Genomic DNA, 10,423 nt, shown 5'->3' with positions numbered 1-10,423 from the left:
GCACATGATTGGGCCCTCATGCCAAACCTGTGGGAGCCTGGCTTGCCAGCGATGGCGTCAACCGAGTCAATCCATCAACCGCGCCGTGCCAAACAATCTGACGCGCAGCAACTCCCTTCCCGAGACCTCAAGCAAAACCGGTGCGGTGCCACCCGGCATGACCACCTGCACTTCTCCCGCCTCGACCCAACCCACCCGCCACGCGGCACACGCGACCGCACTGGCGCTGGTGCCGGATGACGCGGTTGGTCCTTCACCACGTTCGAATACCCGGGCGAGGATTTGCTGCGGCGACACCAGCACGGCCCATTGCAGATTGACGCCCGCCGGGCAGGGATTACCGGCACCGTTGGGCATGGCATAGGCAATTGCCGCCAGCCTCTCGTTCAGCGGTGATTCACCCATCTGTTTGTTGCTCGGCAAAGCGGACGCATCGCCGAGCAGCGTTACACAGTGCGGATTGCCGATACGGACGAATTGGCTGTGGCTCCAGTCAGGATCGAGTTCCGCCAAGGGCTGGACATGGCTGACGTCGCGATTGTTGAACTTAACGTTTTCAACCGTCTGCGCACCCACAGCCTCCGGGCCAAATGTGGGCTGGCCGAGGTCAAGCCAGAAACCGCGCACGCCTTCGATTTCGGCCGGTTTTACCGAGGTTTCCAGCGCTTCGCCCTTGTCATGATGAACGCGAAACACGACGCCCTGCTCCGCTATCAAGCCTTGCTCGGTCAATGCCTGAGAAAAAATCGTCAGGCCGTTACCGCTGCGCTCAGCGAGGCTGCCGTCTGTGTTGACGATGAGTACATCGAACGGCGCAGCTGCCTGGAACGGGCCGATCAGCAGGCCGTCGCTGCGGTGGGGTTTGCTGTTGGCCGGGCGTTGGCCTTCGGGCCAGTGACAGCACAAAGCGATGGCTGCCTCGCTCCATTGCTGCCTGGATACGGCGCACTCTGCGGCCCTCGCTGGCAAAGCGATTCCGGCTTCGCGCAAGGCTTGGGGCGAGACCACTCCGTAGATATTGCCGCGTGCGTCGTAGAACTTCGTCATGCCTTGTTCCCGTATTCCATGCTGACGAAAATCCGACTGTAAACCGCAAACCAGTGTGGGAGCGAGCCTGCTCGCGAAGGCGGTGCGTCAGTCGACAATTCCATTTTGACCCACCGCTTTCGCGAGCAGGCTCGCTCCCACAGGGTAGGATGTTCACCGTTATGCCCCGAAAGGCCTGAGATCGAACCTCAACGCCGTCAGAATGTCACTCGGGATGCAGTTGTTTTTTGCCAAGGATCGATATGACCAGCCTCAACCCCCAAGACACCTTCGTCCCCGGACGTCTGCAACAGATGTCCACGCGCGTTGCCTTTTTCATTGCCGGCCTCGGCATCGCCGCGTGGGCGCCGCTGGTGCCGTACGCCAAGGCGCGGGCCGGGCTGGATGAGGGCACGCTGGGATTACTGCTGCTGTGCCTGGGTGTCGGCTCGATTCTGGCGATGCCGCTGGCGGGGATTCTCGCCACGCGTTTTGGTTGCCGACGTGTGGCCACCGGCGGCACCTTGCTGATCTGCGCGGCGCTGCCGTTGCTGGCGACGGTGACCTCGATCCCGGCGCTGATCGCCACGCTGTTCATGTTCGGTGCAGGCCTCGGCACGGTGGATTCGACGGTGAACCTGCAAGCAGTGATCGTCGAGCGCGCCAGCGGCAAGCACATGATGTCGGGGTTCCACGGCCTGTTTAGCCTCGGCGGCATTGTCGGTGCGGCGGGCGTCAGCGCCCTGCTCGGCCTCGGCCTGACACCGCTGGCGGCGATGCTGGTGGTAGTGGTTTTGCTGATCGGCGCCTTGCTCAAATGCGTGCCGCACATGTTGCCCTACGGCAGCGAAAGCTCCGGCCCGGCGTTCGCCATTCCCCATGGCATCGTGCTGTTTATCGGCGGCATGTGCTTCATCGTGTTCCTCACCGAAGGCGCGGCGCTGGACTGGAGCGCAGTGTTCCTCGCTCAGGAACGCGGGATCGACACGGCATACGCAGGCCTGGGTTACGCAGCGTTTGCCCTGACCATGACCGTCGGCCGTCTGCTCGGTGACCGCATCGTGCGCAAGCTGGGGGCCACGCGGATCATTCTGTTCGGCGGGCTGTTGGCGGCGGCGGGACTGTTTCTCGCCACCTTCGCGCCGAGCTGGCAAGCGGCACTGCTCGGTTATGCGCTGGTCGGCGCCGGTTGCTCGAACATCGTGCCGGTGCTGTACACGGCGGTGGGCAAGCAGACGGTGATGCCGGAAAGCATCGCGGTGCCGGCGATTACCACCCTCGGTTATGCCGGGATTCTCGCCGGGCCGGCGGTGATCGGTTTTGTCGCCCATGCCAGCAGCCTGAGTTTTGCCTTCGGATTGATGGCGGTATTGCTGGTGGCTGTGGCGATCGGCGGCAAAGTCCTCAAGGTCTGAAAGCTTCGCGAGCAGGACGTAGCCAGATCGTTCCCCACGCTCTGCGTGGGAACGATCAAGCCTTAGAAACCGACGCTGGCCTGTACGAAGAACGTGCGCGGTGCGCCGACATACATCCCCGAGTTGTTGTCGCTGGAGCGGGTGAAGTATTGCTTGTCGAAGACGTTCTTCACCCCGGCACCGAGCTTGAGGTTCGACACCTGCGGACCAAAGTCGTAGCCGCCGCGCACGTTCCAGGTCACGTAACCCGGGATGTCGCCGTACTGCCCATCCGCTGTGCCTTCGGTGATGTAGTTGCCGTTGAAGCTGCCATCCGCATTCACACCGGTGCCCGGCGAACGCTGTTTCGATTGGGCGAAGCCATCGATGTTGTACGTCCAGCGGTTGATCTCGTAACGCAATCCGACCGTGGCCACCTGCCGCGAATAGAACGGCAGATCGCGGCCCTTGAAGCCGGGGATCTCGCCTTCATAGGTGGCGCGGGTGTAGGTGAAACCGGCGTTGGCGGTCAAACCATCGAGGCGCGGATCGAGGGCGGCCATGTCGTAGTGCGCCGAGGCTTCGATGCCCTGGTGCTTGGTCGCACCGAGGTTGGTCCAGCCGACGTCGTTGCTGATGTATTGCAGTTCGTCATCGAAGTCGATGTAGAACAGCGTCACCTCGCCGCCCCAGACATCATCGTTGTAACGCGTGCCGATCTCGTAGGTCTTGGCCTTTTCCGGCTCCAGACCGTTGGCGGTGCTGTCACCCGAACCGCCCTGGCCGAGCTGGAAATATTGCAGGCTGCCGAACGAGGTTTCGTAATTGGCGAACAGCTTCCAGGCATCGGACAGGTGATACATCACGCTCAGCGCCGGCAGCGGCTCATTGCTTTCGATGCTGCGGTTTTTTTCCGGGACCGGCCGGCCAGCGGTGTCGAGCACGGCGCGATCATGCCAATCGGTGCTGATGTGTTCGAAGCGAATGCCCGGGGTGATGGTCCAGTTACCAACGTCGATCTTGTTGTCGACATACACCGAATTGGCCTCGGTGCCACCGGTGCGATCCTGGAATACATGGCCGTCGGAGGTCGGCGTGACTACTGGCTGGTTGTTGACCAGCGCCAGACGACTCGACTCTTCGTGCATGGCCTCTTTCAGATAGCGATAACCGACGCTGACTTCCTGGGTGGTCGGGCCGACATCGAACACCCGCGACACGCGCGGCTCGATGCCGAGGGTGTAGTAGGAACGCGGGTAAGAGCTGAGGGTGCGCTGATCGCGCGCAGCGATGGTACTGCCGCGAAAGCTGTCGGTGTAGTAGGTGAGGATTTCCGCCTGAGTGCGCTCGTCGATCTGGCGGATCCACTTGAACGACACGTCCTTGCGCCGGCCTGTGAACTGGTCGTAGTCACGCACCGATTCGTACGGTTTGTCGTCGTACTGACGCTGGGTCAGACCGCCGGGCATGTCGGCGCTGGCGTCGTAATAGTGGAAATTGAGACTGAAATCGTCCTGATCGGTCGGCGCCCAGTGCGTCTTGAGCAGCACGTCGTCGATGTCGTTGCCGTTGTTGCGCTCGCGATAGCCGTGACCGTTGACGCCGGAATACAGCAGCGCGACGCCCATGCCGTTGTCGGCGGTGCCGCCAAGAAATGCGGTGTCGATGTGTTTCCAGCCGCCGTACTGAGTGGTCTCCAGCGTTGTGCCGATTTCGCCGGTGGTTTTCTCCGGGATCGCGCGGGTCACGAAGTTGATCACGCCGCCGACGTTCTGTGGTCCGTAACGTACTGAACCGGCGCCACGCACGACGTCGATGCTGTCGAGGTTGCCCGAGGAAATCGGCGCCATCGACAGTTGCGGCTGGCCGTACGGAGCAAACGCGGCAGGTACGCCGTCGATCAGCACGGTCGAGCGTGGCGACAGGCGCGAAGTCAGACCGCGTACACCGACGTTGAGGGAAATATCACTGCCGCCGGTGCCGTTGGAGTCCTGCACCTGCACGCCGGGCACGCGTTTGAGCACGTCGCTGACGTTCATCGCGCCCTGCTCGACCATCGCTTCGCGGCGAATCACCGTGCGTGCGCCGGGGTGGTTCTGCACCACCGCAGCGTCCGCGTCACCGAGCCAGTCGCCGACCACTTTGATGTCGGTCACGCCGAGCTCCAGCGGGCCGTTGCTGGCTGCGGAGGTGGCTGTTGGGGCGAGCGTGACCGAGCCTTCATTGATCTGATAATCGAGACCGCTGCCCTGCAACAGCTGCCGCAAAGCCTGCTCTGGCGAAAGGTCGCCGTCGACCGCTGGCGCCTGTTTGCCGGCCACCAGTTCGGGGCTGAAAAACACCTGCAGCGAGGTTTGCTGGCCCAGCTCGCTCAAGGCCTGGCCCAGCGGTTGCGCGCGAATATGAATGGCTTCATCGGCAAACGCCAATGGCATCGCGGCACTGACCGCCAGCGCGAGAGCCAATGGCAACCAAGGGGATTTTTTATTGTGGGTTGTGGTGATGTTCACGTCGTACGCAGTCCTGTGGATCGCAAGAGTGTGCGGCTGTTAATGCAAACCAGTTGCAGTTGAACAGGAAGACGATGAACTGAAAAAAAACCTGAATGCTATCTGGAAATTATTTCCTGACTGCCATCGGCAAGGGTGCGCACCGTCACCGGCAGGATGCTCGGCAAGGCTTTGAGCAAGGCGTCGGTGTCATCGGATTTGAACACGCTGGTCAGGCGCAGGCTGGCCACATTCGGCTGGGATACGGTCAGCGGTTTGTCGCGATAGCGCGATACTTCCGCCGCTACTTCGCTGAGGCTGGCGTTGTTGAACACCAGTTTGCCGTTGCGCCAGGCGGTCAGTTCCGCCGGGTTGACCGCGTAGGCCGGCAGGACCTTGCCCTGGGCATCGACCGCCGTGCCGAGGCCTGCGGTGAGGTTGATGAATTGGTTGTCCGGGGCAGCACTTCCCTGCACCTTCACCGTGCCCTGCTCCACCGCCACGCGGGTCTGCGTGGCATCGCGGCGCACATCGAAACGCGTACCGGTGACTGTGACCTTGCCGCTGCCGGCTTCGACAATAAACGGACGCGAGGCGTCGTGTTCAACACTGAACATCGCCTCGCCCGCGCTCAATTCGATCAGCCGTCGATCCTTCTCATAACGCACCTGCAAGCGGCTGCGACTGTTCAGATCGATCAGCGAACCGTCCGGCAACGCCACATGCTTGCGCTCGCCCGGCGCCGTGGCGAATTCGGCGCGGTAACCGCCCGGATGATTCAGCCCGCTGAACAGGCCAAGCCCCAGCGCAACGGCTAGAACACTCGCGGCCACGGCATAACGCAGCAACGGCCGACGTTCGCGGCGGGGAGTTTGCGCAAGCGCCTGAAGACGCGACGTCGGCAGCAGATCAGCCGCCGCCCACAAACCCTGCAGCAACTGGAATTCTTCGCGGTGTTGCGGATGCTCGTTCAGCCAAGCCTCGAAGCGCTGCCGTTGCTCGACGCTGACATTCGACTCCTGCAATCGCACGAACCAGGCCGCCGCCTCTTCCCGCACCGCCGTTTGCCCACAGGCGCAATCACCCGTTTCCATCATGGAATGTCCTGTCCGGCTGAGAATGAAAAGGTGCGAACGCTCATGACTGCAAGCCATCCAGCCGCTCACGCAGATGCCGCAGGGTGCGGATCATATACTTTTCGACCATGTTCTTGGACAGCCCCAGGCGTTCGGCGATTTCTGCCTGCGTCAGGCCTTCGATCTTCTGCCAGACAAAGATCTTGCGGCAGTTGAGCGGCAGCTCGGTGAGCGCGCGTTCGATGGAATCGGCCAACTGGATCGCGTGCATGTAATGCTCCGGATCGCCCGCCGACGACGCAGTGTCCTCGACCGCCTCCGACTCCATGACGCCCCGCCGGTCCTCCCGCCGATAACCGTCAACGGCGATATTGCGCGCGGTCTGATGCAGATACGCGCGGGGCTGCTGCACCGCCGCCGAATCTGCCTCGAGCACCCGCACAAAGGTGTCGTGCGCCAGATCCTCGGCCTGCGCGCGATTGCGCAGGCGCCGAGTCCAGGTGCCGATCAACTCTTCGTAATGCTCGAAAAAGCCGGGTCTGCGGGGACGCATGAGGGTTGGCGACGCGCTGAGGAAAGAGGCGCGAATAGTAATGCTTCCTATTAAGGCGAGGCAATCGATTCCTCGAACAGAGCGCTCAGGGCGCGTACCTGGTCAGCCGGGTTCGCTCAACCAGTTTCAGGTAGTTTGCCAACATCGCCAGACCTTGCGGCGTCATCAATGACTCTGGGTGAAACTGCACGCCATAGATCGGCAGGTCTCGGTGCCGAAGCGCCATGATCTCACCCGGCATGCCGTCGTCATCCAGCACGTGCGCAGTAGCCACCAATTCGCCGGGCAAGACACCCGCCACCAGAGAGTGGTACCGCGCGACTTGCAAGCCGTCAGGCAAGCCGTCGAACAGGTCACGACTGTCGTGACTGATACGGGAAACCTTGCCGTGCAGCACCTGCCTCGCCCTGCGCACCTCGCCGCCGAAAGCAGCGGTAACGCATTGATGCCCCAGACAGATGCCCAATATCGGCAAACGGCCTGCGAAATGATGGATGGCCGCAAGGGAAATGCCCGCTTCTGTTGGAGAGCACGGCCCAGGCGAGACAATCAAAGACTCTGGCGCCAGCGCTTCGATGTCAGCCAAGGTCATTTCGTCATTACGACGCACTTCAACCTCAGCCCCGAGCATGCCCAGGTACTGCACGATGTTGTAGGTGAAGGAGTCGTAGTTATCGATCATTAAGTGCATATGGCAATTCCTGGCGTTGGGCGATCGATTGACAGCGGCCGGCGGCGACCCGCAGCAACTGGCTTTTCTCCAGCGTTTCCTGCCACTCACGATCGGCTACCGAATCCTGCACCACGCCGGCGCCGGCCTGAACGTAGAGACGGGCGTCTTGCAGCAGTGCGGTTCGAATGGCGATCGCCAGGTCGGCACGGCCGCTCCAGTCGAGATAACCGATCGCGCCGCCATACACCCCGCGAGAATGCGGTTCCAGTTCGGCAATGATCTCCAGCGCCCGCACCTTCGAGGCCCCGCTCAGCGTGCCTGCGGGGAAAATGCTTTTGAGCAGGTCCAGCCCGGTCACGTGGTCCGGCACATGCCCGGTCACGGTTGAGACGATGTGCATGACATGGGAGAAATATTCCACGTTCAGCAACTGCGTCACCTGCACACTGCCGACGCGAGCCAATCGGCCGAGGTCATTGCGCGACAGGTCAACGAGCATCATATGCTCGGCAATTTCCTTCGGATCAGCGAGCAGTTCATCCCTGAGTCGGTGGTCTTCGACTGCCCCACTGCCCCGCCGGCGTGTACCAGCCATTGGCCGGGTGGCCACCGTTTGTTGCTCCTGACGAAACAACATTTCCGGAGAGGCGCCAACCACCTGGCAGTCGCCCAGGTTCAACAAGTAGCGATAAGGCGTGTGGCCCAGATCGGACAGGGATCGGTACAGCGCGACGGCGTCCTCGTCGAAAGGCAGGCTCATGCGTTGGGATAAAACCACCTGCATCACATCGCCCGCAGCGATGTAGTCCTTGATCCTTGCTACGGCCTCAATGAACGCTGACTTCGGGAAGGCCGATTCGACGACCGGCGTTGTCACCTCGACCACATGCCCGCCAGGTGCGCGCGGTACGAGTAACGGGCGCACATTTGCGATCAGTCGGTTGAGCCGATCCTGCCCACACTGGTAATCGCCCAGCGCCTTCGGGGGTTCATGCACGATGCAATAAGCCAGATGCTCGCGGTGATCCAGCACGACGAGATCCATGCTGATCAATTGCAATACATCAGGCAGCTGAAACCCAGAGGGCTTGCGCGGCACTCGACGCAGACGCGACTCGATGAGCCGAGTCGTTTCGAAACCGAAATAGCCAAAGAACCCACCGCTGAAACATGGCAGGCCCGGGCATTGCGGTATACGAAAGCCCTTCTGCAACTTGCCCAGTTCTGCCAACGGATCAATACAGTCAATCGTCACCGAAATCTGTCCGTCACGGTACAGGCGCAAGACACCCTCATCGAGTTCGACGCGCTGACTGCAAGGCAGGCCAATCACCGAGTACGCCGGCGCGAACACACCCTCGTGCCAGTGGCCGGTTTCGAACAGATAGTCTTGCCCACAGTTGGCTAGAGCCTGGTACAGCGCAACGGCTTCCACCTCTGGCGGCAATGACAGGGTTTGCCAAAGCGGCACATGGGTATACCCCGCCTCGCCGTAGGCAAAAAAATCTTCTAGGCTCAACATCCTTGTGTCTCCGGTTGATCACGCAGTAACGGATCGGCCAACAGCGTCAAAGCCCTGCGATCAGATTTGCCATTGCGATTGAGAGGGATCTTGTAGGGTGCGGTGATGCGAATCGGACGGTTGCGGCCTGCCCCGATACCGGGGCAGGCACAGCGCTTATTTCAGCGGCGTAGCAACAAACTCGGGCAGTTGCTCCACCCGGTCAGCGTAAGCGGCAAGCGCTGTGTAGTTCTGGACCTCGACCAGGTGGGAGACCCTGAACTGGGTGAAGCGCCAGGCGGCGGCCACGGTTACATCGGCCTGAGACAACTGCGCCGTTGCAAGCCAAGGATTGGCGCTGGCTGCAGCCTTTTCCAGAAGCGCCAACGCGGCATGCAATTGCTCGGTGACGCGCGTTTGCCAAGGCTCATAGTGAAACGCGACCGGTTTGTTGTATTCATACTCGAGCTGGACCGCTTTTTCGCATACCGCGAGGCCGAGCCCGATGAGCGACAGCACCTTTTGATGCTCCGCCGAATCCTTCGGCATCAAACTGCGGTTGGGTGCGACCTGCGCCTCCAGATAATCAAGGATCATCGATGAGTCCATGATCATTTCGCCGTTTTCGCAAATCAGCGTCGGCGCCTTGACCACCGAATTGATGGTTCGAAATTCATCCGTATCGCGAAACACCGAGATCTGCCGATGTTCATGTTCCAGCCCCATCAGCCGCATAGAAACGGCCACGCGCCGAACATAGGGTGATCCCATCATGCCAACCAGTTTCATCGCTTTCTCCTGAAATATTGACTATCCGTTTCATCGCCCCTTCCACTCCGTGTGACACTGGTGAACAAAGGGCAAAACTTGTTGTAATCGGCTATGCATCAATTGGTGCAAACGCCACCCTCGCCCCGTAGAACAACGAGGCTCGTTGTGAAACCGTTGCACTATCGCCAGTCGTCAAGAACCTGTTGCCGCCTGCTCTTGCACTTGAGAGATGAGGATTACTTTTCAGGTACTCCACCAGACTTTCAGCGGCGGCGTCGGACTGGGAAATCAGCCGCATGGAATCCGGCAGCTCGCGGCGCCAGAGGTGTTCAATAATCGGATAATGCGTACAGCCCAATATGCAAACATCTGGCACCTGTGGAGCAGCACTCAGGAGCGCATTGACATGTTTACGAATCTCAGTGCGCAGCATGTCCTCGGGCACACCTTGTTCAATGAGCAACGCCAGGCCCTGACAGGCTTGTTGGTACACCTTTATATCGGCACGCCGATTATTGATTTGCAACGCAAAGATATTTGACTGAACCGTGTGCTGAGTCGCGAAGACCGCGACGCTTTGCACTGGATAATCACAAGCAGAGTTCGCGATCCTGTCGGCGACAGGTGCAACAACGCCGATCACCCTGCGACCGGGATGAACCTCAGCAAGCCACGTCTGCTGCAATCTTTGCAGACTGGTGGCAACCGCCGTGTTACAGGCGATGACAACTAATGAGCAGCCATACTTGAAAAGGCGAGTAATGGCGGCCTGGGTAAGATCATGGATATCGTCGACTGCATCATTGCCATAAGGTGCGTTTCCATGATCACCCAAATAGACGAACTGCTCATCGGGCAGGACCGACTCAAACGCGCGCATTACCGTTAAACCACCGCTGCCGAAATCAAATACGCCAATCAATCCGAATCCCTCCTTGAA

9 protein-coding genes are annotated in these 10,423 nt (G+C 60.6%); 1 reads left to right on the top strand and 8 read right to left on the bottom strand.

Annotation, left to right across the window (positions count from 1 at the left end; all coding sequences use genetic code 11):
* Positions 1 to 66: 66 nt before the first annotated feature.
* Complete coding sequence (locus F8N49_RS08110; protein ID WP_151551114.1) at positions 67 to 1,047, bottom strand: diaminopimelate epimerase; 981 nt, start codon at positions 1,045 to 1,047, stop codon at positions 67 to 69.
* Positions 1,048 to 1,289: 242 nt separating this feature from the next.
* On the opposite strand from F8N49_RS08110, the gene F8N49_RS08105 reads away from it, so the two are divergent.
* Entirely contained in the window at positions 1,290 to 2,441 is a 1,152-nt protein-coding gene (locus F8N49_RS08105) for an MFS transporter (protein WP_151551113.1), read from the top strand.
* A 62-nt stretch (positions 2,442 to 2,503) separates the two neighbouring features.
* Here F8N49_RS08105 and F8N49_RS08100 read toward each other — a convergent pair whose 3' ends face one another.
* From F8N49_RS08100 to murI, 7 genes are all read right to left on the bottom strand, one after another.
* Positions 2,504 to 4,930: a TonB-dependent receptor gene (locus F8N49_RS08100; protein WP_073471394.1), complete on the bottom strand. Its 2,427-nt coding sequence runs from the start codon at positions 4,928 to 4,930 to the stop codon at positions 2,504 to 2,506.
* A gap of 98 nt (positions 4,931 to 5,028) precedes the next feature.
* Positions 5,029 to 6,006, bottom strand: coding sequence for a FecR family protein (locus tag F8N49_RS08095; protein ID WP_151551112.1), 978 nt, complete (start codon positions 6,004 to 6,006; stop codon positions 5,029 to 5,031).
* A 40-nt stretch (positions 6,007 to 6,046) separates the two neighbouring features.
* Positions 6,047 to 6,538, bottom strand: a complete 492-nt coding sequence (locus F8N49_RS08090; RefSeq protein ID WP_071173002.1) for a sigma-70 family RNA polymerase sigma factor — start codon at positions 6,536 to 6,538, stop codon at positions 6,047 to 6,049.
* Between the two features lie 85 nt (positions 6,539 to 6,623).
* On the bottom strand, positions 6,624 to 7,229 hold the full coding sequence (locus F8N49_RS08085) for an aminodeoxychorismate/anthranilate synthase component II (protein WP_071173003.1): 606 nt from the start codon (positions 7,227 to 7,229) through the stop codon (positions 6,624 to 6,626).
* Positions 7,210 to 8,646 (bottom strand): anthranilate synthase component I family protein, encoded by a 1,437-nt coding sequence (locus F8N49_RS08080; protein WP_256675413.1) that lies wholly within the window; start codon positions 8,644 to 8,646, stop codon positions 7,210 to 7,212. The genes F8N49_RS08085 and F8N49_RS08080 overlap by 20 nt, the downstream gene beginning before the upstream one ends.
* A gap of 243 nt (positions 8,647 to 8,889) precedes the next feature.
* On the bottom strand, positions 8,890 to 9,501 hold the full coding sequence (locus F8N49_RS08075; RefSeq protein WP_110646935.1) for a glutathione S-transferase family protein: 612 nt from the start codon (positions 9,499 to 9,501) through the stop codon (positions 8,890 to 8,892).
* Between the two features lie 91 nt (positions 9,502 to 9,592).
* Positions 9,593 to 10,405 (bottom strand): glutamate racemase, encoded by an 813-nt coding sequence (gene murI, locus F8N49_RS08070; protein ID WP_073471399.1) that lies wholly within the window; start codon positions 10,403 to 10,405, stop codon positions 9,593 to 9,595.
* Between the last annotated feature and the right edge of the window lie 18 nt (positions 10,406 to 10,423).

It is taken from the genome of Pseudomonas sp. GXM4 (assembly GCF_008923895.1).
Taxonomy (GTDB): domain Bacteria; phylum Pseudomonadota; class Gammaproteobacteria; order Pseudomonadales; family Pseudomonadaceae; genus Aquipseudomonas; species Aquipseudomonas atacamensis.
This window is presented reverse-complemented; position numbering and strand designations above follow the sequence as displayed.